This window comes from Carnimonas bestiolae, assembly GCF_051251145.1.
Classification (GTDB): domain Bacteria; phylum Pseudomonadota; class Gammaproteobacteria; order Pseudomonadales; family Halomonadaceae; genus Carnimonas; species Carnimonas bestiolae.
In genome coordinates this window covers 76,075-101,866 of record NZ_JBPCZK010000001.1, presented here as the reverse complement: position 1 = coordinate 101,866, position 25,792 = coordinate 76,075, and the positions used below count along the sequence as shown (strand labels likewise).

Genomic DNA, 25,792 nt, shown 5'->3' with positions numbered 1-25,792 from the left:
GTCAATTCGATATACATCTGCATGCCCTTATTGCCCCCGTTTGGCTGCGCTTGAGGCGGGTGACAGCAGGCTACGGTATAAAAGCGTATGGAGTTCTTCTGCGAAATCACGGTAGCCCAGCACCAGACGTTCGGTAGTGGCGGTAAAACGGTTGTATGCGATAACGGCGGGAATTGCAGCAAACAGCCCCATGGCCGTCGCGACCAGCGCCTCAGCCACCCAAGGAGCCACCGTTGAGAGATCGGCGCGAGTGGTGGCTGATAGGGTCAGGAAGGAGCCCATAATCCCCCACACCGTGCCGAACAGCCCAATATAAGGACTGGCAGAACTGATGGTGGCCAACACCGGCAGATAGCGATTAAGACGCCCTTCTTCCTCGGCAACGGCAACCCGCATCGAGCGCTCGACATCGACCAGCACCGCCGATGCCTGTTTGGGCGTTAACGCGCCGGTGCCATTGCCAATGCTGCCGCGCAGCCGCTTGAACGATGCCATGCCAGCCTGAAACACCGCCGCTATTCCTTCATGGCTATCACCTAACGTTTGTTCTAGCTGACGCACATCGATGCCCGACCAAAAGGTTGCCTCGAATTCGCGAAAACCCGCATCAGCGCGCTTCAGGCTGACCGCGCGCTGGAAAATAACCATCCATGACACCAGCGAGAAGCACAGCAGTAATAGCAGTACCAATTTCACGACGATGCCGGCATGGGCGACCAGCGAGACGATTGACATCGAATCTTCCACAGCTACCTCTCGTTTCTTCACTCAGGCGCTACCAGCGACACTATGGTGCGTTAGGAGGCCCGGTGACGGCTGTTCCTTATGGGGTAATCTCACGCTTTAACACGTCACGCATTGCGCCAGGCCAGCGCTGCGGACGTTGTGATGACGCACCAATACACGCTATATCGACACTTGCATCGCACAGCAGTTCGCTGCCGCGCGTGACTTGCTGGTGAAATGTCATGCTGCACGCGCCTAATGCGCTGACATTCACGACAATATCGAGGGCGTCGTCAAGCACCGCTGGGCGCACATAGCGACAGCTTAGACGGCTGACGACTAACTGTACGTCGCGCTCCAGCAGCGCTTGTTGTTCGAACTGATGGTAGCGCAACCACTCGGTGCGTGCCCGCTCCATGAAGTTCAGATACTGGGCGTGATAAACGATACCGCCCGCATCGGTGTCTTCGAAGTAGACCCGAACCGGCCATACAAATTCACTCATTCGATTCTCCGGGAGCGCTGCCCTGATCGTTGGGTTCGACGCCGAAGTGGCGATACGCCGTAGGCGTCACCATGCGTCCCCGTGCGGTGCGCAGAATAAAACCCTGTTGAATCAGATAGGGCTCGAGCACGTCCTCGATGGTATCGCGCTCTTCTCCTATGGCTGCCGCCAGGCTATCGACCCCGACCGGACCGCCTTCGAACTTCTCGATCATCATCAGTAGCAAACGCCGATCCATGTGATCAAGCCCGTGCTGATCGACATGCAGCATATCCAGCGCACGCGATGCGATATCACTGCTGACCTTACCGTCGCCTTTTACCTGAGCAAAATCACGCACACGGCGCAGCAAACGATTGGCAATTCGCGGCGTACCGCGCGCACGACGTGCAATTTCCTGCGCGCCTGCAGTGTCGGCATCGAGCCCCAACAGCGCCGCTGAGCGTGCGACGATGCTGGTCAAATCTTCCACCGAGTAAAATTCGAGCCGTTGGACAATGCCGAAGCGATCGCGCAAAGGGGAAGTCAGAAGGCCCGCACGGGTGGTTGCCCCCACCAGCGTGAAGCGCGGTAGATCGACCTTGATGGAACGTGCCGCTGGGCCTTCTCCGATCATGATATCGAGCTGGAAATCTTCCATGGCGGGATACAGCACTTCTTCCACCGTGGAAGAGAGACGATGGATTTCATCGATAAAGAGCACATCGCCGGGTTCGAGGCTGGTCAGCATCGCGGCGAGATCGCCCGGACGCTCGAGCACGGGGCCAGAGGTCGATTTGATATCGACCTGCATTTCTTCGGCGATAATATTGGCGAGCGTGGTCTTGCCTAGCCCGGGCGGGCCGAAGACCAGGGTGTGGTCGAGGCTTTCACTGCGTCCGCGTGCGGCATCGATGAAAATGCTCAGCTGCTCACGCACCGCGGGCTGGCCGACGTAGTCCGCTAGCTTACGCGGACGAATCGCGTAGTCGACCCGCGACTCGCTGCTATTTTTGCTATCGGAAGAGATCAGTCGATCCGACTCGATCATCGCTTGCCTCCGCGCTCACCGCTAAGCCGCGAGCTCAGAGCGGTTTTGATCAACTGCTCGGTGGCCAGGCTGGTATCGAGTCCGTTAAGCATCTTGGCGGCTTCCGTAGGACGATAGCCCAGCGCAATCAGTGCCGACTCGGCGTCGGCATAATTGTCTTCCGCAGCAGGCGCCGGCGCGGCACCGCCATCGAAAAGCTGCTCGACCGCAGCAAGGTCGTCGGCGTTAGTGTCGCGCGCCAGCTCAGGCCACTTCGACAAGCGATCGCTCATCTCAATGATTAAACGTTCGGCGGTTTTCTTACCGACACCGGGCAGCCGCGTTAGCGCCCCGGCATTCTGCTCCTTCAGGCAGCGCACAAACTGGATGCGATCCATGCCCGACAGGATTGCCAGCGCCATGCGCGGGCCAACCCCAGAAATACGGATCAGTTCACGAAACAGGCGACGCTCCAGCTCATCGCCAAAACCATACAGCAGATGAGCATCCTCGCGGACCACAAGATGAGTGTGCAAACGCACTTCCTCGCCAGTGGGCGGTAAACCAACGATGGTATTCATCGATGCTTCCAGCTCATAGCCAACGCCATTCACATCAATCACAATCCACGGGGGTTGTTTTTCGATCAGCGTGCCGCGTAGACGTCCTATCATGGTGCTGGGTATTCCTTGGGGCTGAAACAATGCCGTAAGCGGCGGATGTTATTGGAGAATCATAACAACGGACGCGCAATTAATCGAAAACAATAGTGTGAGGGAATGTATGTGCAGGTGACCGCCCCTTGTGCGACCTAGAGACGAATAAGCGCGAGTTATGGCAGTGCACTGCTCCCGGCTGCAACGTCTATTGCGGAAACACTACTGCTTGGGTGTGAAAGACCGCCAACTGCTGCTGCGACTTTTGCGACTGCGCGCGCTGGACGCACCGCCTCGGGAGACCAGGCCGCGCTGGCTAAAGCAGTGAGTCAGCGCAATCCCCAAGGCATCGGCGGCATCGGCCTGCGGTAAGCCGTCGAGTTTCAGCGTGGTGGCGACCATGTGCTGCATGGTGGCCTTATCAGCGCCGCCATGCCCGGTAACGGTCTGTTTGATCAAGGTGGCGGCATACTCAAACACCGGCAGGCCATGATTAGCGGCACATACAATCGCACTGCCGCGCGCCTGTCCCAGTTTGAGCGCTGAATCGGCGTTCTTGGCCACGAACACGCGCTCGATGGCCATTTCTGCTGGCCGGTATTCGCCAATCAGTTCGCTGATGCCGGCATACACTTGCGCCAGCCGCTGAGCAAGATCTTCAGCCGTAATACGAATAAAGCCACTGGCGATATAGCGTGGCACCCGCCCCGACGCATCGATCACGCCGTAGCCAGTGCGCCGTGAGCCGGGGTCGATGCCAAGCAGAATCACGCCAGTGCCTCGAGGACGTCGTCGCTGAAATCAGCATTGGTGTAGACGTTCTGGACATCGTCGAGCTCTTCCAGCCAGTCGATCAATTTCACGACGCGCGTCGCTAGCTCGATATCGGTGATTGGCGTGTAGTTAGCGGGATACTTGCCTACTTCGCTGAATTCAGGCTCAAGCCCCGCCGTGTCAAAGGCGTCGCGTACCGCGCCGAAGGCCGCTGGCGACGTCACTACAATGTGCTCGCCGTCGTCGCCTTCTTCTACATCTTCAGCGCCGGCTTCCAGCGCTAGCTCAAGTAGCTGCTCCTCGTCGCTGTCGCTGGCAAAGCCAATTCGGCCTTGCTGCGAGAACAGGAACGCCACCGAGTTGGCAGTGCCCAAATTTCCGCCGAACTTGCTGAAGGCGTGGCGTACATCGGAGGCAGTGCGATTACGATTGTCGGTCATGCATTCGACTAGAATCGCGACACCCTCAGGCCCGTAGCCTTCGTAAGTCAGCTCTTCGACGTTGTCGTTTTCGGTGTCACCGGCACCGCGATCAATCGCTCGCTGTACGGTGTCCTTGGTCATGTTGGCGCCCAGTGCTTTATCGACGGCCGCACGCAAGCGTGGATTAGCATCAGGATCACCGCCGCCCTGTCGCGCCGCTACGGTCAGTTCGCGAATCAGCTTGGTAAACACCTTGCCGCGCTTGGCATCCTGCGCCGCTTTGCGGTGTTTGGTGTTGGCCCATTTGCTATGACCTGCCATAAAGACCTCCGCTTATTACTGCTGGATGAATACGCCGAAGCGATACACCCTTCTGGTAGTCGCTTAAAACAGAACAGGCCGCCGACACTGTGAAGCGTCGTCGGCCTGTCAATAGGTATGGGCCTTGTTACGGCCCACTACCCGTGGCCGCTTGCAAGAGCAAACGACCGCGATGCCTTATTCGGCGTTTTTCTGCCGCAGGCGCAAACCGAGCTCGCGCAGTGACTGGGCAGGAACATCTCCCGGCGCTTCGGTAAGCGGATCGGAAGCGTTTTGGGTTTTGGGGAAAGCGATCACGTCGCGAATGCTCTTCGCGCCAGCCATCAGCATCACCAAACGGTCAAGCCCGAACGCCAAACCGCCGTGGGGCGGCGCACCGTAGCGCAGCGCGTTAAGCAGGAAGCCGAACTTCTCTTCTGCTTCCTCTGCACCAATGCCCAGAATGTCGAATACTGCGCTCTGCATGTCCTGATGATGGATACGTATCGAGCCACCGCCGACTTCGTAGCCGTTCAGCACCATGTCGTAGGCGCGTGACAGCGCATTGGCCGGGTCCTTGCGTACGTCGTCGACACTGCCGGACGGCGCAGTGAACGGGTGGTGAATGGCCGACAGCTTGCCTGCGTCGTCGACTTCGAACATCGGGAAATCAACCACCCACAGCGGCGCCCACTCACAGGTATACAGGTTGAGGTCTTCACCCAGCTTGGAACGCAGCGCACCAAGCGCATCGTTAACGATGCTGGTCTTGTCGGCGCCGAAGAAGATGATATCGCCGTCCTGGGCATCGACGCGATCAAGCAGCGTTTCGATGATGCCATCCATGAACTTGACAATGGGTGACTGCAGCCCTTCGAGGCCTTTGGCACGTTCATTGACCTTGATCCAAGCCAGTCCCTTGGCACCGTAAACACTGACGAACTGGGTATAGTCGTCGATCTGCTTGCGTGACAGGCTGGCACCGCCGCTCACCTTCAGTGCGGCGACACGACCGTTGTCAGCGTTGGCTGGCGCTGAGAATACCTTGAAGTCGACATCGGCCATCAGGTCTGAAACGTCGACCAGCTCGAGCGGAATACGCAGGTCGGGCTTGTCAGAGCCGTAGCGGGACATCGCTTCCGAGTATGGCATGTGCGGGAACTCGGGAAGCTCGACGTCGATCACGTCCTTGAACAGCGTGCGCGTCATCTGCTCGGTAATCGACATGATGTGCGTTTCATCGATAAACGAGGCTTCGATGTCGATCTGAGTGAACTCAGGCTGACGATCCGCGCGCAGGTCTTCGTCACGGAAACATTTGACGATCTGGTAGTAGCGATCGATACCGCCAACCATCAGCAGCTGCTTGAACAGCTGCGGCGACTGCGGCAAGGCATAGAAGCTACCGGGATAGACGCGGCTGGGCACCAGGTAATCACGAGCGCCTTCTGGCGTAGCACGCGTTAGCGTGGGTGTTTCGATATCGAGGAAGCCGTTGTCTTCAAGGAAGGCTCGCACGCTGTGAGTAGCGCGAGAGCGCAGCCGCAGACGTTCAATCATTTCAGGGCGACGCAGATCGATATAGCGATACTTCAGGCGTACGTCCTCGCCCACTTTGACGTGTTCATCGAGGGGGAACGGCGGCGTCTGAGCGGTATTGAGCACTTCTACCTGCTTGGCGAGCACTTCCACCATACCGGTAGGCTTGTCGGGATTCTGCGTACCTTCAGGACGCATCCGCACGCGGCCTTCAATTTTCAGCACGTATTCACTGCGCGCGCGATCAGCGTTGGCAAATGCGTCGGGGGTGTCGGGATCAACGACCACCTGAGCCACACCGTCACGATCCCGCAAATCGAGGAAGATGACGCCGCCGTGATCACGACGACGGTGGACCCACCCACACAGGGTCACGTGCTGGTCGACCAGACCTTCGTTCAACTGGCCGCAATAGTGGCTGCGCATGTTATTTCCTATTACCGAGACATTGATCGAGGCTGCCCGCCTCTTATACGTATATGTTACCAGATATAGCGATGCAGGAGTGGCTGCTTCCTGCGAAGCGGCTTGCGCTAAGCGTTGAACGTGTCGCTGCTTCGCGACCTGTCCCGCTTGGTGTGCAAGACGCCATTTGAATCAGATTAGCGCCGGCCACCAGCACCGGCGCTGTGTATAAGCTAGTCGTTACTCTTGCCAGTCGCGGGCGCCCCGCTGTCGCTGGCCAGATTGTGCTTGCCCGAGGTTTTGAAGTCGGTCTCGTACCAGCCACTACCGGCAAGGCGGAAACCGGGCGCCGACACCATGCGCTGCAGTGCAGAATGGTGGCACTCGGGGCATTCACTTAGCGGAGCAGCGTTCATGCGCTGCAGTTTTTCTACATGATGACCGCAATCGCGGCATTCATATTCATAAATAGGCATGATCTTGTACCTGAACACTGATTAACGATCGCGTCGTTCAGCCATCCGGCGATTCCACGCGTGTGCGGGGGACATCACTGCGCCTCGCACGCCGAGCACTTATATAAGGGCGATCAGTCGAGATTCTACCCCTTGCCCGTGTCAGACGCAGTAGCCTGGCCGGCACGTCGCAATGTGCACTGGTTCGGCGCATGAAGGGTTAGCCTGACCACTCACGCGGCGCCGGGCGCACCTTTACCCCGCAGATGCCCTGGCATGGCAAGGCAGGTGGCGAAAGCAGTTGCATCGTTCAAGCCGTGCATTATAGCGTGTTGCGACCAGTGACGGGCAAGCCTAAACAGAGGGAAGCAGTAATGAGAGCGGTGATTCTGGATCTCGATACCATGGGCGAAGGCATCAGCCTGGAACCATTGAAAGCGTGTGGCATAGAGCTGAGCCAATGGCCCGCGACCTCGCCAGACCAAGTGAAAGAGCGCATCGCCGATGCCGAGATCATCATCACTAACAAGGTGGTGATCAGCGCCGAGGCCATCAACGACGCCAATAAACTGTCGCTGATTTGTGTATTGGCAACGGGCACCAACAACATTGACATGCAGGCCGCAGAGACGGCAGGAGTAGCGGTCAAAAATGTTACCGCTTACGGCACGCCAAGCATTTCGCAGCACACCTTCGGATTGATTATTGCGCTTGCCAATCGCCTTAAACAGGTAGACCGCGACATGACCGACGGCGCATGGCAGCGCAGCACGACCATTTCGGCGTTCCTCCACCCCATGACGCAACTGGCGGGCAAGCAACTGACGATTGTCGGCAGTGGCGAGCTTGGCCGCGCCGTGGCGAGATTGGCCGAGGCCTTTGGCATGCAGGTAGTGTTTGCGGCGCGCCCGGGCAACAGCAATGATTCAAGGCCATCGTTACATGAGGTCTTGCCCAACACCGATGTGCTGAGCCTGCACTGCCCGTTAACCGAAGCTACCAAAGGGCTGATTAATGCTGACAACCTGCCGCTGCTGAAACCAGGTGCCCTGCTCGTCAACTGCGCGCGCGGCGGCGTTATCAATGAAGTCGATGCGCTTGAAGCGTTGCGCAGCGGCCAACTGGGGGGACTAGCCGTCGACGTGCTGCCGGAAGAGCCGCCTCATGGTGGTCATCCGCTGCTGGACGCACTCAGTGAAAACCTGAATCTGCTGGTCACCCCCCATATCGCCTGGGGAACGCTGGAAGCGCGTCAGCGCGTGATCGAACTGACCGCCGAAAACATTAATCACCACTTAAATTGATCGGGTATTAACGGTAAGCCCATGGGGGAAAACAGCGGCGTAACTGTAGCGATTGGGCTTCCCATAAGGGATTTCCAGCTGTTTTAGAGATAAATGCGCCGCTGCATAATTGTGTTGACGTAAAAGGTCTATACGACTAATGTTCGACCGCCTTCTCTACGGGCGAAACAAGAGACTTTTCTCAATGGACCCTCATAGGCGTAGCCCCGACTTCGCGGTCATTTGCTGCTCCCCCAGACATATCGCTACCACGCCGTAGCCACTCCGCACTGCGAGTGGGTTGATCGAAACGATCCTGCCCTCCCGCAATCGAGTGCCTGTGCGCAGTGGCAGCGCGCAGGAGAACACTCACCATGAACTTCAAAGAACTCCTCCCTGACGTACGCGACGCCATCGAGCATGGCGACGACGCGCGTCTTGATGCCTTGTTCAGCGAAGCACGCAGCGCTGATATTGCGGAGGTCATTTCTCATGAGGATGACGACACCGCGCTACGCGTTCTCGAAAGGCTACCGCTTGAGCGTCGCGGCAAGGTATTTTCGTACCTGCCCGAAGGCTATCAGCGCGACATCGCCAGTGAGTTGGACGACGCTAAACTAGCCCAACTGTTCGTGCAGATGGAGCCCGACGATATCGCTGACGTACTGAACTTCTTCCCGCCGGCACGTCGCGAAACCATCCTGCGTCGTGTGGCCAGCAGCGAACGTGCCGAAATTCGCCATCTCGCCAGCTATGACGAAGGCACCGCGGGCGCGATGATGACCACCGATTACGTGGCAGTATCGCAGCACCTAACGGTATCGGAAGCCCTTTCCAAGGTACGTCAGACGGCGCCGGACGCAGAAACCATCTATCAGATTTACTTCCTCGATGACGCGCTGCGCTTAACCGGCACCATGTCGTTGCGGCAGCTGATTCTGGCCGACCCTCAGGCGACGCTAGAGTCGGTGATGATTTCCGATGTCATCTCGGTGGAGGTTGAAACTCCGCAGGAAGAAGTTGCCAAGGCGATTTCCCGCTACGATTTGCTGGCGTTGCCGGTGGTTAACCCCGAGCGAGTGCTGGTGGGCATTGTGACTTACGATGACGCGATGGACGTGGTAGAGCGGGAAACCACCGACGACTTCCACAAGTCGGGGAGTGTTGGCTCGCTGGTACGCGGTATCGGTCGCTCCAGCCTCTTCCACCTCTATAAAAGCCGCGTGTTCTGGCTGGTACTGCTGGTGTTCGGCAACCTCTTTTCAGGGGCCGGCATCGCGCACTTCGAAGACACCATCTCTGCACACGTAGCGTTGGTATTCTTCCTGCCGCTATTGATAGGCAGTGGCGGTAACGCTGGCTCTCAGGCAGCAACGCTGATGGTGCGCGGGCTTGGCACCGGCGAAGTTAACATTCGTGACTGGACGCGCTTGCTGGGTCGCGAAGTGCTGGTATCGGCGCTGCTGGGTATCACCATGGCGATCGCCATCTCACCGATCAGTGCGTTTCGCGGTGGCTTCGGCGTTTCGGAAGTAGTCGCCATTAGCATGGTGGTGATCGTGGTGTGCGGTAGCCTGTTGGGCATGTCGCTGCCGTTCCTGCTGGATCGCCTCAAGGTCGACCCCGCTACCGCCAGTGCGCCGCTAGTGGCTACGCTGTGCGACTGCTGTGGCGTGCTGATTTACTTCTCCATCGCCTCGATGATGCTAAGTCTGTAACGCTGCTCGGCCTGCCAAAGTGATCAGTGCGCGATGCAATAAATGCGTCTATTGTTACTCAACAATGACAATTTTAATGGCATCAATGAAGTAAACTGATCACTTTTGGTGTCTCTTAAACATCACCCTTGATGTGACAAACGACAGGCCGTGAATGGAAGCGCTCAACCTTTACCTCTTTTCTCTTATTAACGCGACGCCGCAAAGTCCACACTGGCTGCTTGGCCTTGCCAACGTATTAGCGGTATACGCCATCTTTCTGGTGCCAGTGGTGCTGGTGATCGGCTGGCTGCGCCGCGACGAAGCCAGACACCGCCTGATGCTGGCAGCACTGATCGCATGTGGAGTGGCGCTTGCCATCAACGGGGTTATTGGTCTGCTGTGGTTCCATCCGCGGCCGTTCGTAATGCCGGTTGGCCACACCTTCCTGCATCACTCTGCAGATGCTTCCTTCCCAAGCGACCACATGACCATTGCCATGACAGTCGCGCTCAGCCTGCTAATGGCCCGCGAAACGCGCGCCATGGGGGCGATCATGTTCGCCATTGCGCTGGCAGTCGGCTGGTCACGCATTTATCTGGGCGTGCACTTCCCCATCGATATGATCGGCGGTGCGCTAGTCGCGCTGTTTGGGGCGAGCGTCGCTCATCTTACCAAGCGTCTTTATATCAGGCCGCTTTACCGGCTTTTGCGCGGCTTTCACCGCCGCCTGTTTGCGGTGCTTATTCGACGGGGCTGGATGTCGCGCTAAAAAACGCTATCCGCCATATCAACCGCCCGACTGCCTACGCAGCGGGCGGTTTTATTTGTGTGAAGCATTGCTAATGGCCCGCGAATGTCCACTATGCGTGCCACCTATCTCCTCGTTGTTCTGACCTTTACTACCTTCACGGCTTAACTAATCGTTTGGGAGCGTACCGAAGATGACCGCCACCGTGGTACTCTTCGCGAAGATTTCCTGAAGCGGAACGACGCAAGATGATTTACAACTTCGGCTCGATCAACATCGACAACGTGTATCGCGTGCCCCACCTGGTAACGCCGGGCGAAACCCTTGCCAGCCTCTCCTATTCTCAGGTCTTGGGCGGCAAGGGATCGAACCAAAGCCTGGCGCTGGCTCGCGCCGGCGCACAGGTCAGCCATATAGGTGCCATCGCGCGCGGCGATGGCTGGATTAGCGAGCTCCTAACAGAGTCCGGTGTCGATACCAGCTATTTGGCGCAACTGGATGATGTTGCCAGTGGTCACGCCGTTATCCAGATCGACAATAACGCCGAAAATTGCATCGTGCTGTATGCCGGTGCCAATCACGCGGTGCCGTCGCAGGTGATTGATGATGCGCTCAGCGCAGCCAAGCCCGGCGACTGGCTGCTGGCGCAAAATGAGTGCGGTGATCTATCCGCCCTGCTCGACAAGGCGCTGGATAAAAATCTCAGCATTGCGCTCAACCCTGCGCCCATGAGCGAGGCGATTGCGACCCTGCCACTCAACCGATTGGCCGTGCTGTGCGTCAATCGTGGTGAGGCGGTAGCGCTGCTCGACGCTCTGAACGCGCGCCCGAACACCGATGCCAGTGATGCCTTGCTAACCGCGTTAATGGCGCAATTCCCTGAGCCTGAAATCATTCTTACCCTAGGCAGCGAAGGCGTCCTTTATGGTCATCGCGACGACCGCATTGAACAATCGGTCTTCAGCGTAGATGCACAGGACACAACTGCCGCTGGCGATACCTTTGTCGGCTACTATCTGGCGGCACGGGTTGCGGGGCTTGGCGCAGCGGAGGCACTAACGCGCGCGCGCGCAGCATCGGCGCTATGTGTGCAGGCGTCCGGCGCTTCGAGCAGCATTCCAACGTACGATAAAGTGGATCGCTTCCTTGAGCAGCACGGCTAGCGCATTCGGCAGCACCACGTCACTGGCAAGGCTAGATTCGCCAACGAGATTCTAACTGCTTCGCCCATGAAGCATGTTTCTATGGGAGCTTTAATGTCCATTCCGATTATTTTTGATACCGACCCTGGCGTCGATGACGCGCAAGCAATCGCCATTATCATGGCTGATCCCGACATCGAGGTGGTCGGTCTAACCACCACCTTCGGTAATGTGCATGTCGAGACCGCAACCCGCAATGCGCTACTGCTAACCGAGCTGGCCGGGCAGACGATTCCAGTGGCGCAAGGCGCTGCTGCACCGCTGGTGAAGAAGCCGTTCCCGGTGCCCGACTGGATTCATGGGGCCGATGGTTTGGGCAATCAGCAGTTGCCTAGCGTTACTGGCCATGCCGTTGATACCACCGCTGCTGAATTCATTATCGAAGAAACCCGCAAACGCCCCGGTGAAATTACCCTGGTAGCGGTGGGCCCACTGGGTAATCTGGCGACTGCCCTGCAGTTGGACCCGAGCGTGAAGGATCGCGTAAAACGCGTGGTGGTGATGGGCGGCTCGATAGCCAAAGGCGGCAACGTTACTCCGGTAGCCGAAGCGAACATATTCTCGGACCCCCACGCGGCGGCGCGCGTGCTAACGGCGGGCTGGTCGCTAACGATGGTGGGGCTCGATGTCACCCTTAACACCGTGATCGAACCCGAGCGGATGCAGCGCATTGCCGCTAAACAGGGCGAGCTTGGCCCGGTATTGCAGCGCAGCTACGACTTCTACGCCGAGTTTTATCGCAATGCCATTCAGCTCGATGGCTGCTGCCCTCACGATAGCGTGGCCGTAACCTGGTTGCGCCACCCAGAGCTATTTACCACCCAACGCGGCTATTTGAGCGTGGTGACCGAGGGCCCCGCCGAAGGTCAAACCATCTTTGCTGCCGAAGATCGTGAAACTCCCGACCAACGTTGGCAGCAAGGCGGACTGGTGGATGTCTGCGTTGATGTCGATGGGCGTGCGGCCGTTGATTGGATGGAAAGCGTGCTAGTACGATAACTAGCGTCGCAATATAGCGATACGCCCAAAAAAGCCGTGACGCCCAGCGATGGGTATCACGGCTTTTTGATGCAGAGGCAACGCATCAGGCCTTCAGCATATCCCTCGGCAGTTTCTGCAAGCGACGCCACAGCTGCTCTACGCCAGGCTTGTGTACCAGTGAGCAGCGATAAAGCCGCACTTCCAACGGGATATCCCACTGACCGTCGCCCGCGCGCACTAGACGCCCTGCCTGCATGTCGTCGCGGGCGCTGAAATCGGGAATCCACGCTACGCCGCTGCCCTGCACCGCCATTGCCTTTAGCCCTTCCGCCATCGCCGTTTCGTAAACGGTGCGGAGTCGGCGGCGCACAGGGTTATTCTTGAGCATGGTGTTCACGCTTCGCCCCAGCAGCGCATCGCTGGTGTAGGCGAGATAAGGCACATCGCCGCTGTCGCTGTCGAGCCGGTAAAGCGGCGCGCCTTCTTCGTTTGGCACCGAAACCGGAATCATTCGCGCATGCCCGATCGAGAACGAGGGAAAAACCTCGCTGTCGAGCTGCATATTGGCGTCAGGATCGTAATACGCCAGCATCAGATCGCAGTTGCCTTCGCGCAGCAGGCGAATCGCATCACCCACGTTCATTGCCAGTAGCCGAGTAGGTAATTCCCCTACGCCCTTCTGCAAGCGCGAAATCCACTTGGGATAGAAAGCGAGTGCCAACGAGTGCGCAGCCGCCACGTCGAGCTTTTCATTGGCGCTCTCAAGGCCGCGCAGGTGATGAATGCACTCATTGAGCTGCCCGACCAAATTTCGCGCCGTAATCAAGAACAGCTGGCCTTCAGCGGTCAGGCTAACCGGCGTGGTCGAGCGATCGACCAGTTGCGCCCCTACCGCCTGTTCCAGCGAACGAATGCGGCGGCTGAACGCGGGCTGAGTGACATAGCGCTTGCGCGCGGCTGCGGAAAAACTACGCGCAGCAGCGAGCGCTACTAAATCTTCCAGCCACTTGGTTTCCAAATTCATTTATTCACTCGCTCACCGCTGCTTCCAAAAAATACTGTCGCTGCTAACAATAAGCGTATTAAGGACAGATCGGTACCGTTTGCGATGGGTATTTAGGCCAAATGCCTTGCTAGTAGACATCGAATGAAGCCCTGCCCGTTTCGCGCGAACGGTTGTGTGACCGGCGGATGCGCTGTGCTGGCTGGCCCAGAAGCACGGCATCCGTGATAAGCGCAAACGGGACTTAAAGACAACCGGCCACACTGTGTGACTTCCCTTGCCGCTGCCTTTGCTACTGTATCGGTGCCAGCAAATAGGCCGCTCGCGACATTAATTTACGCCAGATCGGACGATCGGTAATTTCACTGATATCGACGCAGCGGCTATTGGCAAAGTCGTTGCTAAGCATCGCTTCTACTTCGGCAGCAAAGCGATGATCGATCACATAGCCGGTAATCTCGAAGTTTAGCCGGAACGAGCGGTTATCGAGGTTTACCGTGCCCACCGCTGCGGTGTGGTCGTCAATCAGCATCACCTTCTGATGCAAGAATCCTGGTTGGTAGCGATAAATTCCTACACCCGCGCGAATCATCTCGCCGAGGAACGAAAACGCGGACAGGTAGACCAGCAAATGATCGGGGCGCTCGGGAATCATGATGCGCACTTCCACCCCACGCAGCGCCGCCAGCTTAAGTGCATCCTGAACGCTTTGGTCTGGCACGAAATAGGGGCTGGTGATCCAGATACGGCGCTTGGCGGTATGGATGGCGTTCTGCACCAATAGGCTGGCGGTATCGATACGATCTGCCGGTCCAGAGGGAACGATAATCACGTGCTGATCGTCTTGAGGTGCCTGCTGCGGCTGCCATTCAAGCGCTAGAACATCGCCGGTGGCCCAATACCAGTCTTCCCAGAAGGCCGCCTGAAGCCCCAGCACCGAAGGTCCAATCAGCGACATATGGGTGTCGCGCCACGCTCCGACACTGCGCTTTTCTCCCAGATATTCATCGCCAACGTTAAGACCGCCCACCCAGCCTTGACGACCATCCACCACCATCAGCTTACGATGATTGCGGAAGTTAACCTGAAAGCGATGCCGCCAGCCCCGCGATGAGCCAAACGGGGTGACTTCGACGCCCGCCGAGCGCAGCTCGGTGAAAAAGCGCTCTGGCATTTGATGGCTGCCGATTTCATCGTAGATAAAGCAGACGCGCACGCCACGTGCCGCGCAGGCTTTCATTTGCTGCTGCAATGCTCGCCCGAGGCGGTCGTGGCGAATAATGAAGAACTGGATCAGCACATATTCCTCGGCATCTACCATGCCCTGAAACATGCTGTCGAAGGCGGAGGTGCCGTCGATTAATAGCTCAACCTGATTGCCGCTGGTCAGCGGCATCATTGCCAACCGCTCTACCGCCCTTACACGGCCGTTATGAGTATGCAGATGAGGTAGAAATGGCGTAAAGCGCTCTGCCACACCTTCCAGAGCATCGCGCAATTCGTTCTCACGCTCTTCACGCGCACTGACATAACCGTAAAAGCGCGGCCGTCCAAGAATCCAGAATGCCGGAAGCGCCACATAGGGGAAGGTAATCAGCGAGATAATCCACGCGATGGCCCCCTGCGAGGTGCGGCTCGACATAAGTGCGCGCATGGCCGAGGCAAAGCCCAGAACATGCACCACTAGGATGAATAACCCGCCGATAATTGCCGTCATGCACTTCCAGCCGCTGTAAATCGTGCTGCACTGACAGCAGCCGAACAAATATGCCTAGAGGATAACCGAGCTGCTGGCTGGAATCATCCTGATTCGCTGGACGGCATGGCGATTGTTGCTGCCAGCCCCTGGCGCTGCGCGCGCATAGACGCTATGCCAAGGCAAGTGAGCAATCAGGATGAGGGCCACTGAGCGCGAATAAGGCGACGCCTTACTCGCAGCGTTCAGCCGCTGCGGCGGTATCTTCTAAGGAAAATTATCCAGCGCCGCTACAGCACACTCTACCGTTCAGTGTCGATCAGGCTTGGCAGCTCGGGCAATAATAGAGTCGCCGCGTGGCAATGTTGCATCGCTGAATAAGCGTACCGCAGGCGTGGCAAGGTTCTCCGGCACGATTGAACACCGCATGACGCCAGCGACGTCGCGGCTGGCCGGCAGCGATCATTGGAGCACGCCACGCCTGCGCATTGGTCACGCCAGCATGATGATAGGCGCGTCGGCAAATGGTCAGGATGGTGTCTGCCAAGTAACGCTGCTGATACGGCGAAAGCGCCTTGATCCGATGGTCAGGTAGCAACCCAGCGAAGAACAGTATTTCGGAGCGTAGGTAGTTGCCAATGCCCGCGACGAAACGCTGCTCCAGTAGCAGCGGACCGAGTTGACGCGAGGCAAAACGCGGCTGGGTAATGTGCGCGAGCAATTGCTCGGTATCGGTATCCGCGGCTAACGGATCCGGACCAAGCGCGGCAATGAAGCGATGCTGCGAAAGCTCTCGCTCATCGAGCAGTTCGATATCCGAAGCACTGAGCAACCACGCATCGTGGCGCTGAGTCGACAGCAGCAGGCGCGGTGAACGCTTGCCAGCAAGTTCGCTGCCGTGGGACACCACGCGCCATACCCCGTAAAGCTGGTTATGGCTGTAGATCACCGAACCTTCGTCAAAGTGCGTGAGTAGCGCCTTACCGCGGCTTTCCACGCGCAGAATACGATGTGCCTGAAGATGCGCGGCGCGCTTTTGAATACTCTCGAACGCACACCACACGCTCTCCAACGGGCGATCCGCCAGCACCTTGTCGAGACGATCAGCGACGCGCCGAATTTCGGGTCCTTCCGGCATCAGGGAGCCACGCCTTCCGCGAGCATGCGCTCGTTAAGCTGATGCAGGCGATCGCGTAGCTGGGCCGCCCGTTCGAACTCCAGCTGCTGGGCAGCCTTGCGCATGGCGTCTTCTATCCGACTGCGCTCGCGCTCAAGCTGCTGCCGCGACATTGCTTCAAGCGGCTGCTGTTCGGCGCTATCGCTACCGCTATCAGCGCGTTTCTTGCCTCTACGGGTACCATGCGCGCGGGCGCCCTCCATGATATCGGCAACGCTTTTATGCACCGTTTTGGGCACAATGCCGTGTTCTTCGTTGAAGGCAATCTGCTTGGCGCGACGTCGCTCGGTCTCATCCATCGCACGGCGCATCGAATCGGTAATCCGGTCGCCATAAAGGATCGCCTTGCCGTGGGCGTTACGCGCGGCGCGTCCGATGGTCTGAATCAGCGAGCGTGTTGCACGCAGGAAGCCTTCCTTATCGGCGTCGAGGATGGCAACTAACGAGACTTCAGGAATATCCAGCCCCTCACGCAGCAGGTTGATCCCCACCAGCACGTCGAATTTACCAAGACGCAGATCGCGAATAATCTCGACACGTTCGACGGTATCGATGTCGGAGTGCAGATAGCGAACGCGAATATCGTGCTCGTCGAGGTATTCGGTGAGGTCTTCGGCCATACGCTTGGTCAGGGTGGTGACCAGTACGCGCTCTCCCACCTCGATGCGTGCCCGCGCTTCGGACAGCAAATCATCGACCTGAGTAGTTGCTGGGCGCACTTCCACCTCAGGATCGAGCAGTCCCGTCGGGCGCACCACCTGCTCGACCACCTGCCCTGCATGCTCTTCTTCGTAGGGCCCAGGCGTTGCTGATACGAACACGGTTTGCGGAATAATGCCTTCCCACTCCTCGAACTTCATCGGCCGGTTGTCCAGCGCTGAAGGCAGGCGGAAGCCATATTCGACCAGCGTTTCCTTGCGCGAACGGTCGCCGCGGTACATGCCGCCCACCTGCGGCACACTGACGTGGGATTCGTCGATAAACAGCAGCGCATCGCTTGGCAGATAGTCGAAGAACGTTGGCGGCGCTTCACCGGGCTGACGGCCCGATAGATAGCGTGAGTAGTTTTCGATGCCGTTGCAGTAGCCCAGCTCCAGCATCATTTCGATATCGTAGAGCGAGCGCTGCTCAAGGCGCTGTGCTTCGACCAGCTTGTTGCTGTCGCGAAGCTGCTCGAGACGCTCTTTCAATTCGCCCTTGATGTGATCGATGGCGCCCAGAATGGTTTCGCGCGGCGTCACATAGTGCGATTTCGGATAGACCGTCATGCGCGGCACCTTGCTGCGAATCTCGCCAGTCAGCGGATCGAACAGACTGATGGTGTCGATTTCATCGTCGAACAGCTCGACGCGCACCGCTTCATCCTCGGCATCGGCCGGGAAGATGTCGATAACATCGCCACGCACACGGTAGGTACCGCGGCTGAAATCGGTATCGTTGCGGGTGTACTGTAGCTCGGCCAAGCGGCGCAGAAAGGTGCGCTGATCGATCTGCTCGCCGCGATTGAAGTGCAGGCGCATCTGCTTGTACTGGTCGGGATCGCCCAAGCCATAGATCGCCGATACCGACACCACAATCAGTGCGTCGCGACGTTCCAGCAGCGCCTTGGTAGCCGACAGCCGCATCTGCTCGATATGGTCGTTGATCGAGGCATCCTTCTCAATGAAAGTATCCGACGATGGCACGTAGGCTTCCGGCTGGTAGTAGTCGTAATAGGAAACGAAGTACTCCACCGCGTTGTCGGGGAAAAACGACTTGAACTCGCCATACAGCTGCGCCGCCAGCGTTTTATTGGGTGCCAGCACAATGGTAGGACGCTGCAAGCGCTCCACCACGTTGGCCATGGTGAAGGTTTTACCTGAGCCGGTAACCCCCAGCAGCGTTTGGTGCGCCAGGCCTGCTTCAAGGCCGTTCACGAGAGCGTCGATGGCCGCAGGCTGGTCACCGGCCGGCTGATAACGCGACTGGATGCTGAAGGGCTTGTTCATCGCTCTCTCCTGATTGATACGGTGCGGTTTGGGTGCCACCAGGTACGTGCAGGGTGAGGGCTCGCCGGACGACTCGGTCCTGTGCTGCGCTCAAACCACCCAATAGACGGAAGGACTCTCTACATATAGGCCGAATCTCCCGATTACAACCCATCGACGAGGTCCGTGATTACTTCGCCTTAAAGCCCGCCTTGTGCACTGCCTTTACCAATACGTCGCGACGCGCTTGGCCTTCTACCTGTGCCCATTCGCGTGCTACCTCAACGTTATCGACGCCATCCTGCTCGATAAGCGCTGCGGTTACCTTGTTTACATCTGCTACTGAAGCCAGCCCTTCCAGAGTGAGGGTTGTTGCCATGCCGTTTTCCTCTTTGCCAATGATGTTACCGCCCAGGCACTGGGCGCCTGCCCATTTTAGCGCCCCTACCCGTTAAGAGCGATTGAAATACCCGACCACCGCCCTGATAGTGGTACGCAATCTTTCTTTTCAATTTCAAGGAGTGCGTAGCGCCATGAGCGACGCCACTGCTACCGCTAACACCAAAGAAATCGCCGCGCTGCCAGGCCTGAGTATTGTCGAAGTAGCTGGCAAGGATGCCGAACGCTTTCTGCAAGGCCAGGTCAGTGCCAACCTTACCCACGCCGACGGGCGCTATGCTCCGCTTGGGGTATTTTGCACGCCGAAGGGGCGTGTTATCGCTAACGTACAGGTGATTCGGCCTGAGCCAGAGCGCTATTGGCTGCTGTGCGATGCCAGCATTGCCGACACGATCAATGCACATCTCACCAAGTATGGCGTGTTTTTCAAGGCCACCCTTAGTGTACGCGACGATCTGCACATTGCCGGTGCCAGCGGTGATTCTGCGCAGTTGCAGAGTGCCTTGGAATTGACAGCCCTTCCCACCCTAAGCGGTGCGATGGTGGCTGAACCGCAGTGCCTCGCCGTGGCGGCATTGGGAGAGCAGCGCTGGTTGATTGTGAGTACGCCCCCCATCGAGGCGACGGCTGACCAAGCCCATTGGTGGTTCGAAGATATCCGAGCGGGCTTTGTATGGATCGGCGCGAGCCAATCCGACGCTTGGCTGCCGCAAATGATCAATTGGGAGGCGCTGGGAGGCATTAGCTTCAAAAAAGGCTGCTACACCGGTCAGGAAGTGGTCGCCCGCGCCCATTACCGCGGCCAGGTCAAGAAGCGTTTGGCGCGGTTCAGCGCCGCCAGCGATGCGATTGAGCGTGATGCTGCGGTGATCGATAGTGCCAAAGAACGATCCATCGGCAGCGTGGTCGCCGCGCAATACTATCAGGGCACGACTGAGCTTTTGGCGGTGGTATCGCTTAGTGACGAGCCGCGCGAGCTATACGTCAATGGTGTGCTGCTGACCGAGCAACCGCTGCCCTATGCGATTGAACGCCTCGATCCTGAAACTCAGGTGGCCGCGCTCGACAACGCCTGACCACAGCGCTGCGCCCCTTAGGCTGAAGCCGCCACAGCGTCACTACCAGTGGCCAAATACCCGCCGCACGTTGGTGGTGGTACTGTCGGCCAACTGCGCTAACGAAACGTTGCGCAGTGCCGCTACTTGCTGGGCGACAATGCGCAGGTTTGCAGGCTCGTTGTATTCGGCCTCCCCGCGCAACGACGCTGGCAGCATATCGGGCGCATCGGTTTCCAGCACAAAACCGTGTTCAGGCAACGCCTTCACCACTCGCTGCAGCTTTTGCGCGCGATCGAAGGTTACCGCCCCACCAATGCCCACCAGATAGCCTTGGTCGACAAAGCGCTGCGCTTGTACGGTACTCCCGCTGAAGCCATGGATTAGCCCGCCTACCAGCCGGGGATGCGCGCGCAGCAACTTGGCGACTTGGTCATTTAGCCGAACGCAGTGCATCACCACCGGCAAACCATACTGTTCGGCCAGCCCTAGCTGAGCATCGAACAACTGCCACTGGGCATCACTCTCGAAACGTTGATCTACCCCGCATTCCCCCACCGCGATCAGCGACGGCGGCGGATCGCTCAGCAGTGTTTCCAGCGCATCGAGGTCGTGATCGACTCCTTCCAAGCGATGCTCAAACCACGGATGCAAGCCAAACGAAACAGCGATATCGGAGTGGTGCTCTCGCAATGCTAAAAGCCACCGCCAACTGCCTCTATCGGTGGCCGCAGAGATGAACGCCGAGACGCCCGCTGCCCGCGCCGCGTCTATTATTTGCGCGCGACGCTCAGCAAAGGCGAAAGCGGTCAGGTGACAGTGAGCATCTATAAACATGGCGTCGTTACTCGAATACCGAAAAAACAGCGGGCGATAACAACGATCGCCGCTATCGAAGGGGAGGCGAAACTGCAGGGTATGCCACTCCGACCTTGTTTGGCTATCAACCAGGCGCAAGCGATGGCCGGCGCGCGATAGAGGAGGCGTTACGGCGAGCCCATCACTGCTGGGCGAGCGGCCCGGATGCGACAAGCATGCCGGTACTTCGATAAATACAAAAGCCGCAGAGACGTAAATCTCTGCGGCTTTTAATGGTAACGCATTTGCCAGCGAGTCCTACGCTCGCACAGGCGGCAGCTAAGACTAAGCGGCAGCGTTAAGCTCGGAGGTGCAGTGCGGGCAGCGAGTGGCTTTCACCGGTACTTCAGTGAAGCAGTAGCCGCAGTCCTTGGTGCTTGGCTCTTCCGCAGCTTCTTCCGCTGCTTTCTCGCGATGAAGCTTGGCAATGCCGCGCACCAGCAGGAAGCAGACGAACGCCACAATCACGAAGGAGATGATGGAGTTAATGAACAGCCCCAGGTTCATGGTCACTGCACCGGCTTTTTGCGCAGCTTCGAGCGTCGGATAAGGGCCTGCTGTAGCACCTTCTTTCAAGGTGACAAACAGGTTAGTGAAGTCGATGCCACCGGTTAGAAGGCCAATGAAAGGTGTCAGAATATTCTGCACCAGATTATTAACGATGGCCGTGAAGGCTGCACCAATCACGATACCAATCGCCATATCAATGACGTTACCCTTGACCGCAAATTCGCGGAAGTCTTTCAAAAAGCCTTTCATGGCCACTCCTCGAGATAATGTATAAGGCGCTACTTCGTTTTAGCTGTTAACGCAATCGTTCACCAGTTCTCTCTCGCTAAAGCGAATCTTCACGTAGCCGCAAGGCGCACATAAGCGCGCAACGCAGCTGCGCTATCTGCTAGCGAAGGAGCACCGCTGATGATCGAAGTTTACACATTATTTCAGTGAATCTTAACCTAGATGCGCAAACAGCATTTTCGCGGTATTGCACACCCTGAGCGAGCCGGTCGTCATTGTTCGACTATTGGCGCAGCTCAAGGTGTCAAAATTCCGGTGCGGGAGCGTAATCACTGCTCCCACCGGCCGCTCAATGCTCGCGAGTAGCGCGGAAATTAACGTCGGGCCAGCGCTCTTCCATCAACTGAAGGTTGACCCGCGTGGGAGCCAGATAGGTTAGGAAGCCACCGCCGTCGATGGCAAGGTTTTCACTCGATTTACGTTTCAGCTCATCAAGCTGGCGGCTATCGGCCTGAAGCCAGCGCGCTGTGTGCACGTTAACTGGCTCGTAGATGCACTCCACCTTATATTCGTTCAGCAGCCGGTGCGCTACCACATCGAACTGCAGCATGCCCACGGCCCCCACAATCAGGTCATTATTGTTAAGCGGCATGAACATCTGGGTCGCCCCTTCTTCCGACAGCTGCTGCAATCCCTTGTGCAGCGCCTTGGTCTTCAGCGGGTCCTTCAAGCGCACGCGACGGAACAGCTCTGGAGCAAAGTGCGGAATGCCGGTGAAGCGCATTTCTTCACCATCGCTGAAGGTGTCACCAATCTGGATAGTGCCGTGGTTGTGCAAGCCAATAATATCGCCCGGCCAGGCTTCTTCGACATGCGAGCGATCAGACGCCATGAAGGTAAGCGCGTCGGCGATTTTGACATCCTTGCCTATGCGTACGTGGCGCATCTTCATATTGCGGGTGTAGCGACCGGAACACACCCGCAAGAAGGCAACACGGTCGCGGTGGCGCGGATCCATGTTGGCCTGAATCTTGAACACGAAACCGCTGAAACGCTCGTCCTCTGAGGCTACATCACGCGTATCGGTGTGATAGACCTGCGGTGCTGGCGCATATTCAACGAAGCCATTAAGCATTTCGCGAACACCGAAATTGCCCATCGCGGTGCCGAAGAACACCGGCGTTAGCGCGCCGCGACGATAGGCATCGAGATCGAACTCGTTGGAAGCGCCGCGCACCAGCTCGATTTCATCGCGCAGCTCGGCGGCACCGTGGCTGCCCAATACCTCATCAAGCTCGCTGCTATCAATCCCCTCGATGAATTTCTCATCGGGAATGCGGTTACCCTGCCCCTGGGTGTAAAGATAGACGCGGTCTTCAAGCAAGTGATAAACGCCCTTGAATGCCTTGCCCATGCCCACCGGCCAGGTAACCGGAGCGCACTGAATCGACAGCACCGTCTCGATTTCGTCCATCACCTCGATGGGATCACGGGTTTCGCGATCCATCTTGTTGATGAAGGTAAGGATGGGGGTGTCGCGCAGCCGACATACTTCCATCAGCTTGATGGTGCGGTCCTCAACGCCTTTGGCGGCGTCGACCACCATCAACGCTGAATCGACCGCGGTCAGCGTACGATAGGTATCTTCCGAGAAGTCCTCGTGACCAGGCGTGTCCAACAGATTGACGATACGGTCGCGGTAAGGGAACTGCATCACCGAGGTAGTTACCGAGATGCCGCGCTCCTGCTCCATTTTCATCCAGTCAGAGGTCGCGTGGCGGTCTTCCTTTTTGCTTTTGACCGCCCCTGCTACCTGAATGGCATTACCGAACAGCAGCAGCTTTTCGGTGAGTGTGGTTTTACCGGCATCGGGGTGAGAAATGATCGCGAACGTTCGCCGAATCGACGCTTCGTGCGCTTGAGTTGAATCAGCCATGAATAATGTACGTACCGTGCGTATACCAAAACAGAAATAGCCTAGCGACAGGAATGCCGTGGCGAGCAATGGCGGTAATTGTACAGCAAGGCGATGCGCTAGGCACGATGAGCGTGGCGCCCACCGCCGCAGCATGTGCCACGGGTGATTATCCGAATGGGGGGCAGCGCGAGTGGGCTTTAGCATAACTGCGTTACCCATGCTCCAAAACGCCCAGAAGCCCGCGACTGCCCTAGCCGTTTAGGCACCTTTCCGGCAGCGCGACATTTTGCCGCGAAATAAAATTACGTAGTAAATTTACAACGACGCGACCTTAGTCTAATATGGTCAATGCAATCACACACCACCACGTCGAGGCTGTCTAACATGAGATGCGCTCACGAAGTAATGCTCAAAGAAGATCAGCGTATGCGCCAACGGCGTGCGGCTGAAAAAGCGGCACGACAAGCGCTGACTGCGACGAAAGCTGCCTAATTACCAGGCGCTGATCCGAAGCGATAGGCGCAGCGCGATTGCACCGCATTTGTCGCTACGCAATTAATTATCAGGAAGCCGGCCCTATGATGGGCCGGCTTTTTTTAGCCTGTAGGTTGTTACGGGGAGAGCTGAGGGAGATACGTAGCGCGAGCCAGCCCTCCGATTATTGTTGTTTTATTACTATAATATGACCGTTTGAATGTCTCGCCGTGCACGCGAGTGTTTTGCGGTGGCGCTTCATCTTCGCGGCGTAGCCGTCGCCGAGGATAGCCTCTACACTACCTCCTTGATTATCCGAGGCTTAGCCCCGCTCGCTTCGCTGAGTATGCTGAGCCTGCGCTTTCTGCGTTCCCTTCGTCAGTATTGAGATCACCATGCCGCATACGTCTCCGCCGATCGCCCTTTCAACGCCCAATCAAAACCTGGTGCGCTTGACCATGATGCGCGGCATCACCTGGACAGGCTTTCTGCTGGTGATCATCTTTGGCATCAACGTGCTGCAATTTCATCTCAATGTGCTGTGGGTGATTGCCTGCATCATGGCCATGGGCCTTATCAATTTGCTGACCTGGTGGCGGCTTGGCAGGCGCAGTGCGGTTAGCGATCAGGAATATGTACTGCACCTGCTGCTTGATATCGCGGGCCTGACGCTGCTGTTCTGCCTGACCGGTGGCGCAACCAATCCGGCCATCAGCTATCTGCTACTGCCAGTGACCATCGCCGCCGCAACGCTGCGTTGGCGCAGCACCCTGCTGATCGCCAGCGTGGCAATTCTTAGCTATCTGATGCTGATGTTCTGCTATATACCGGTGCCCGAGCTGTCACGTCAGCTGCCTAACCTTCCCTTTAGCCTGCACGTGATCGGGATGGGCATTACCTTCCTGCTGAGTGTGGTGCTGTTGATCTTTTTCGTCTCGAAAATGGCACTGGCGCTGCGCATTCGCGATCGTACGCTGGCACGTACGAGAGAAGCTGCGTTACGCAGCGAACAGATTCTTGCCGTTGCCAGTCAAGCAGCCGGTACCGCCCATGAGCTGGGCACCCCGCTCTCTACTATCTCGGTGATTGTTAGCGATATGCTGGAAGACGCCGATGGACAACCGCAGCTGCAAGAAGATTTGCAGCTCGTCAAACAGCAGGTGGATACCTGCAAGGCCCACCTGCGCACGCTTGCGGACAGCGCACGGCGGCAAGCAGGCAGCGTCGAGGAAATTGGCGCTGAAGAGTGGTTTAAACGCGTTATCAATCGCTGGACGGTCATGCGCCACGATATGGACTTTCAGCTTGACGTGGCCAGGGGCCGCCCTCCGCTTATCGAGGTGGATGCGACACTTGAGCAAGCGATGATGAATCTGCTCAACAACGCTGCCGACGCCGACCCTAATAACATCGAAATACAGCTTTATTGGGAGAATCAGCAGGTCGTTTTCGATATCCGCGATCACGGCGACGGGGTGCCGTTAGAGATCGCCGATCAGTTGGGTGACACTTTTATCTCTACCCATTCGAAGGGCATGGGAATTGGCCTCTTTCTGACCCACTCCACCCTCGACCGCTTCGGCGGCAGTGTCAGACTTTATAATCATGAAGGCGGCGGTACGCTGACCGAAGTCAGACTGCCGATCGCCTACTCGGCACAGTAAGCGTCGAACAAGCGTATAATTGTGATGCATGGTCACACCGCACCCGCTTATGGGCAGTTCCTGCGTTATCGGAGGCCGCTTAAGCGCCTGCGGTAATATTGCTACGCTAAAGTATGATTTAACCGCGGCGCCGCAAGC

23 protein-coding genes are annotated in these 25,792 nt (G+C 57.6%); 7 read left to right on the top strand and 16 right to left on the bottom strand.

What is annotated here, in order from left to right; translation table 11 throughout:
* Positions 1-27: 27 nt before the first annotated feature.
* The 8 genes from tolQ to R84865_RS00490 form a co-directional block, all read right to left on the bottom strand.
* Complete coding sequence (gene tolQ / locus R84865_RS00525; protein WP_435638551.1) at positions 28-735, bottom strand: protein TolQ; 708 nt, start codon at positions 733-735, stop codon at positions 28-30.
* Between the two features lie 88 nt (positions 736-823).
* Positions 824-1,231 carry a tol-pal system-associated acyl-CoA thioesterase gene (gene ybgC, locus R84865_RS00520; protein WP_435638550.1) on the bottom strand — a complete coding sequence of 136 codons (408 nt, stop codon included), beginning with the start codon at positions 1,229-1,231 and terminating at the stop codon, positions 824-826.
* Positions 1,224-2,261 carry a Holliday junction branch migration DNA helicase RuvB gene (ruvB, locus tag R84865_RS00515; RefSeq protein WP_435632446.1) on the bottom strand — a complete coding sequence of 346 codons (1,038 nt, stop codon included), beginning with the start codon at positions 2,259-2,261 and terminating at the stop codon, positions 1,224-1,226. Before ruvB ends, ybgC begins: the two co-directional genes overlap by 8 nt.
* Positions 2,258-2,914: a Holliday junction branch migration protein RuvA gene (gene ruvA / locus R84865_RS00510; protein WP_435632445.1), complete on the bottom strand. Its 657-nt coding sequence runs from the start codon at positions 2,912-2,914 to the stop codon at positions 2,258-2,260. The genes ruvB and ruvA overlap by 4 nt, the downstream gene beginning before the upstream one ends.
* Positions 2,915-3,118: 204 nt before the next feature.
* Entirely contained in the window at positions 3,119-3,667 is a 549-nt protein-coding gene (gene ruvC, locus R84865_RS00505; protein ID WP_435632444.1) for a crossover junction endodeoxyribonuclease RuvC, read from the bottom strand.
* A complete protein-coding gene (locus R84865_RS00500) occupies positions 3,664-4,413 on the bottom strand; it encodes a YebC/PmpR family DNA-binding transcriptional regulator (protein ID WP_435638549.1) in 750 nt (249 codons plus the stop codon). The genes ruvC and R84865_RS00500 overlap by 4 nt, the downstream gene beginning before the upstream one ends.
* A 177-nt stretch (positions 4,414-4,590) precedes the next feature.
* Positions 4,591-6,357, bottom strand: coding sequence for an aspartate--tRNA ligase (aspS, locus tag R84865_RS00495; protein WP_435638548.1), 1,767 nt, complete (start codon positions 6,355-6,357; stop codon positions 4,591-4,593).
* Between the two features lie 212 nt (positions 6,358-6,569).
* Complete coding sequence (locus tag R84865_RS00490; protein WP_435632441.1) at positions 6,570-6,812, bottom strand: FmdB family zinc ribbon protein; 243 nt, start codon at positions 6,810-6,812, stop codon at positions 6,570-6,572.
* A 353-nt stretch (positions 6,813-7,165) separates the two neighbouring features.
* Here R84865_RS00490 and R84865_RS00485 point away from each other — a divergent pair, with 353 nt between their 5' ends.
* The 5 genes from R84865_RS00485 to R84865_RS00465 all read left to right on the top strand — a co-directional run bounded on the left by R84865_RS00485 (position 7,166) and on the right by R84865_RS00465 (position 12,723).
* Entirely contained in the window at positions 7,166-8,095 is a 930-nt protein-coding gene (locus tag R84865_RS00485) for a D-2-hydroxyacid dehydrogenase (RefSeq protein WP_435638547.1), read from the top strand.
* Between the two features lie 353 nt (positions 8,096-8,448).
* Entirely contained in the window at positions 8,449-9,792 is a 1,344-nt protein-coding gene (mgtE, locus tag R84865_RS00480) for a magnesium transporter (RefSeq protein ID WP_435632439.1), read from the top strand.
* 154 nt (positions 9,793-9,946) lie between these two features.
* Positions 9,947-10,543: a phosphatase PAP2 family protein gene (locus R84865_RS00475; RefSeq protein ID WP_435632438.1), complete on the top strand. Its 597-nt coding sequence runs from the start codon at positions 9,947-9,949 to the stop codon at positions 10,541-10,543.
* A 227-nt stretch (positions 10,544-10,770) separates the two neighbouring features.
* Positions 10,771-11,685 carry a ribokinase gene (locus tag R84865_RS00470; RefSeq protein ID WP_435638546.1) on the top strand — a complete coding sequence of 305 codons (915 nt, stop codon included), beginning with the start codon at positions 10,771-10,773 and terminating at the stop codon, positions 11,683-11,685.
* 93 nt (positions 11,686-11,778) lie between these two features.
* Positions 11,779-12,723, top strand: coding sequence for a nucleoside hydrolase (locus R84865_RS00465; RefSeq protein WP_435638545.1), 945 nt, complete (start codon positions 11,779-11,781; stop codon positions 12,721-12,723).
* Between the two features lie 85 nt (positions 12,724-12,808).
* On the opposite strand, the gene R84865_RS00460 is transcribed toward R84865_RS00465, so the two are convergent.
* The 5 genes from R84865_RS00460 to R84865_RS00440 all read right to left on the bottom strand — a co-directional run bounded on the left by R84865_RS00460 (position 12,809) and on the right by R84865_RS00440 (position 18,927).
* Positions 12,809-13,729 (bottom strand): LysR substrate-binding domain-containing protein, encoded by a 921-nt coding sequence (locus R84865_RS00460; RefSeq protein WP_435638544.1) that lies wholly within the window; start codon positions 13,727-13,729, stop codon positions 12,809-12,811.
* Positions 13,730-14,000: 271 nt separating this feature from the next.
* On the bottom strand, positions 14,001-15,425 hold the full coding sequence (cls, locus tag R84865_RS00455; RefSeq protein ID WP_435632434.1) for a cardiolipin synthase: 1,425 nt from the start codon (positions 15,423-15,425) through the stop codon (positions 14,001-14,003).
* Positions 15,426-15,723: 298 nt separating this feature from the next.
* Positions 15,724-16,542, bottom strand: a complete 819-nt coding sequence (nei, locus tag R84865_RS00450; RefSeq protein ID WP_435638543.1) for an endonuclease VIII — start codon at positions 16,540-16,542, stop codon at positions 15,724-15,726.
* The gene (uvrB, locus tag R84865_RS00445) at positions 16,542-18,569 is read right to left on the bottom strand and encodes an excinuclease ABC subunit UvrB (protein WP_435638542.1); all 2,028 of its coding nucleotides are present in this window, start codon (positions 18,567-18,569) and stop codon (positions 16,542-16,544) included. The genes nei and uvrB overlap by 1 nt, the downstream gene beginning before the upstream one ends.
* 169 nt (positions 18,570-18,738) lie before the next feature.
* A complete protein-coding gene (locus tag R84865_RS00440; protein WP_435632431.1) occupies positions 18,739-18,927 on the bottom strand; it encodes a cation transporter in 189 nt (62 codons plus the stop codon).
* 154 nt (positions 18,928-19,081) lie between these two features.
* Here R84865_RS00440 and ygfZ point away from each other — a divergent pair, with 154 nt between their 5' ends.
* Positions 19,082-20,023 (top strand): CAF17-like 4Fe-4S cluster assembly/insertion protein YgfZ, encoded by a 942-nt coding sequence (ygfZ, locus tag R84865_RS00435; RefSeq protein ID WP_435638541.1) that lies wholly within the window; start codon positions 19,082-19,084, stop codon positions 20,021-20,023.
* Positions 20,024-20,065: 42 nt separating this feature from the next.
* Here ygfZ and R84865_RS00430 read toward each other — a convergent pair whose 3' ends face one another.
* From R84865_RS00430 to R84865_RS00420, 3 genes are all read right to left on the bottom strand, one after another.
* Positions 20,066-20,839 carry a TatD family hydrolase gene (locus R84865_RS00430; RefSeq protein WP_435638540.1) on the bottom strand — a complete coding sequence of 258 codons (774 nt, stop codon included), beginning with the start codon at positions 20,837-20,839 and terminating at the stop codon, positions 20,066-20,068.
* Positions 20,840-21,145: 306 nt separating this feature from the next.
* Positions 21,146-21,619, bottom strand: coding sequence for a large conductance mechanosensitive channel protein MscL (gene mscL, locus R84865_RS00425; RefSeq protein WP_435632428.1), 474 nt, complete (start codon positions 21,617-21,619; stop codon positions 21,146-21,148).
* Between the two features lie 328 nt (positions 21,620-21,947).
* The gene (locus tag R84865_RS00420) at positions 21,948-23,534 is read right to left on the bottom strand and encodes a peptide chain release factor 3 (RefSeq protein ID WP_435638539.1); all 1,587 of its coding nucleotides are present in this window, start codon (positions 23,532-23,534) and stop codon (positions 21,948-21,950) included.
* Positions 23,535-24,385: 851 nt separating this feature from the next.
* Here R84865_RS00420 and R84865_RS00415 point away from each other — a divergent pair.
* The gene (locus R84865_RS00415) at positions 24,386-25,654 is read left to right on the top strand and encodes an ATP-binding protein (RefSeq protein WP_435638538.1); all 1,269 of its coding nucleotides are present in this window, start codon (positions 24,386-24,388) and stop codon (positions 25,652-25,654) included.
* Positions 25,655-25,792 lie beyond the last annotated feature (138 nt).

Excerpts from the sequence above, each read along its gene's own strand:
- R84865_RS00465 (WP_435638545.1), top strand. The coding sequence starts at position 11,779 with ATGTCCATTCCGATTATTTTTGATACCGACCCTGGCGTCGATGACGCG.
- R84865_RS00440 (WP_435632431.1), bottom strand. The coding sequence starts at position 18,927 with ATGGCAACAACCCTCACTCTGGAAGGGCTGGCTTCAGTAGCAGATGTA.
- R84865_RS00420 (WP_435638539.1), bottom strand. The coding sequence starts at position 23,534 with ATGGCTGATTCAACTCAAGCGCACGAAGCGTCGATTCGGCGAACGTTC.
- R84865_RS00470 (WP_435638546.1), top strand. The coding sequence starts at position 10,771 with ATGATTTACAACTTCGGCTCGATCAACATCGACAACGTGTATCGCGTG.
- ygfZ (WP_435638541.1), top strand. The coding sequence starts at position 19,082 with ATGAGCGACGCCACTGCTACCGCTAACACCAAAGAAATCGCCGCGCTG.
- R84865_RS00490 (WP_435632441.1), bottom strand. The coding sequence starts at position 6,812 with ATGCCTATTTATGAATATGAATGCCGCGATTGCGGTCATCATGTAGAA.
- mgtE (WP_435632439.1), top strand. The coding sequence starts at position 8,449 with ATGAACTTCAAAGAACTCCTCCCTGACGTACGCGACGCCATCGAGCAT.
- ybgC (WP_435638550.1), bottom strand. The coding sequence starts at position 1,231 with ATGAGTGAATTTGTATGGCCGGTTCGGGTCTACTTCGAAGACACCGAT.
- R84865_RS00460 (WP_435638544.1), bottom strand. The coding sequence starts at position 13,729 with ATGAATTTGGAAACCAAGTGGCTGGAAGATTTAGTAGCGCTCGCTGCT.
- ruvA (WP_435632445.1), bottom strand. The coding sequence starts at position 2,914 with ATGATAGGACGTCTACGCGGCACGCTGATCGAAAAACAACCCCCGTGG.
- ruvB (WP_435632446.1), bottom strand. The coding sequence starts at position 2,261 with ATGATCGAGTCGGATCGACTGATCTCTTCCGATAGCAAAAATAGCAGC.
- R84865_RS00475 (WP_435632438.1), top strand. The coding sequence starts at position 9,947 with ATGGAAGCGCTCAACCTTTACCTCTTTTCTCTTATTAACGCGACGCCG.
- R84865_RS00500 (WP_435638549.1), bottom strand. The coding sequence starts at position 4,413 with ATGGCAGGTCATAGCAAATGGGCCAACACCAAACACCGCAAAGCGGCG.
- cls (WP_435632434.1), bottom strand. The coding sequence starts at position 15,425 with ATGACGGCAATTATCGGCGGGTTATTCATCCTAGTGGTGCATGTTCTG.
- R84865_RS00485 (WP_435638547.1), top strand. The coding sequence starts at position 7,166 with ATGAGAGCGGTGATTCTGGATCTCGATACCATGGGCGAAGGCATCAGC.
- mscL (WP_435632428.1), bottom strand. The coding sequence starts at position 21,619 with ATGAAAGGCTTTTTGAAAGACTTCCGCGAATTTGCGGTCAAGGGTAAC.
- aspS (WP_435638548.1), bottom strand. The coding sequence starts at position 6,357 with ATGCGCAGCCACTATTGCGGCCAGTTGAACGAAGGTCTGGTCGACCAG.
- uvrB (WP_435638542.1), bottom strand. The coding sequence starts at position 18,569 with ATGAACAAGCCCTTCAGCATCCAGTCGCGTTATCAGCCGGCCGGTGAC.
- tolQ (WP_435638551.1), bottom strand. The coding sequence starts at position 735 with ATGTCAATCGTCTCGCTGGTCGCCCATGCCGGCATCGTCGTGAAATTG.
- R84865_RS00430 (WP_435638540.1), bottom strand. The coding sequence starts at position 20,839 with ATGTTTATAGATGCTCACTGTCACCTGACCGCTTTCGCCTTTGCTGAG.
- R84865_RS00415 (WP_435638538.1), top strand. The coding sequence starts at position 24,386 with ATGCCGCATACGTCTCCGCCGATCGCCCTTTCAACGCCCAATCAAAAC.
- nei (WP_435638543.1), bottom strand. The coding sequence starts at position 16,542 with ATGCCGGAAGGACCCGAAATTCGGCGCGTCGCTGATCGTCTCGACAAG.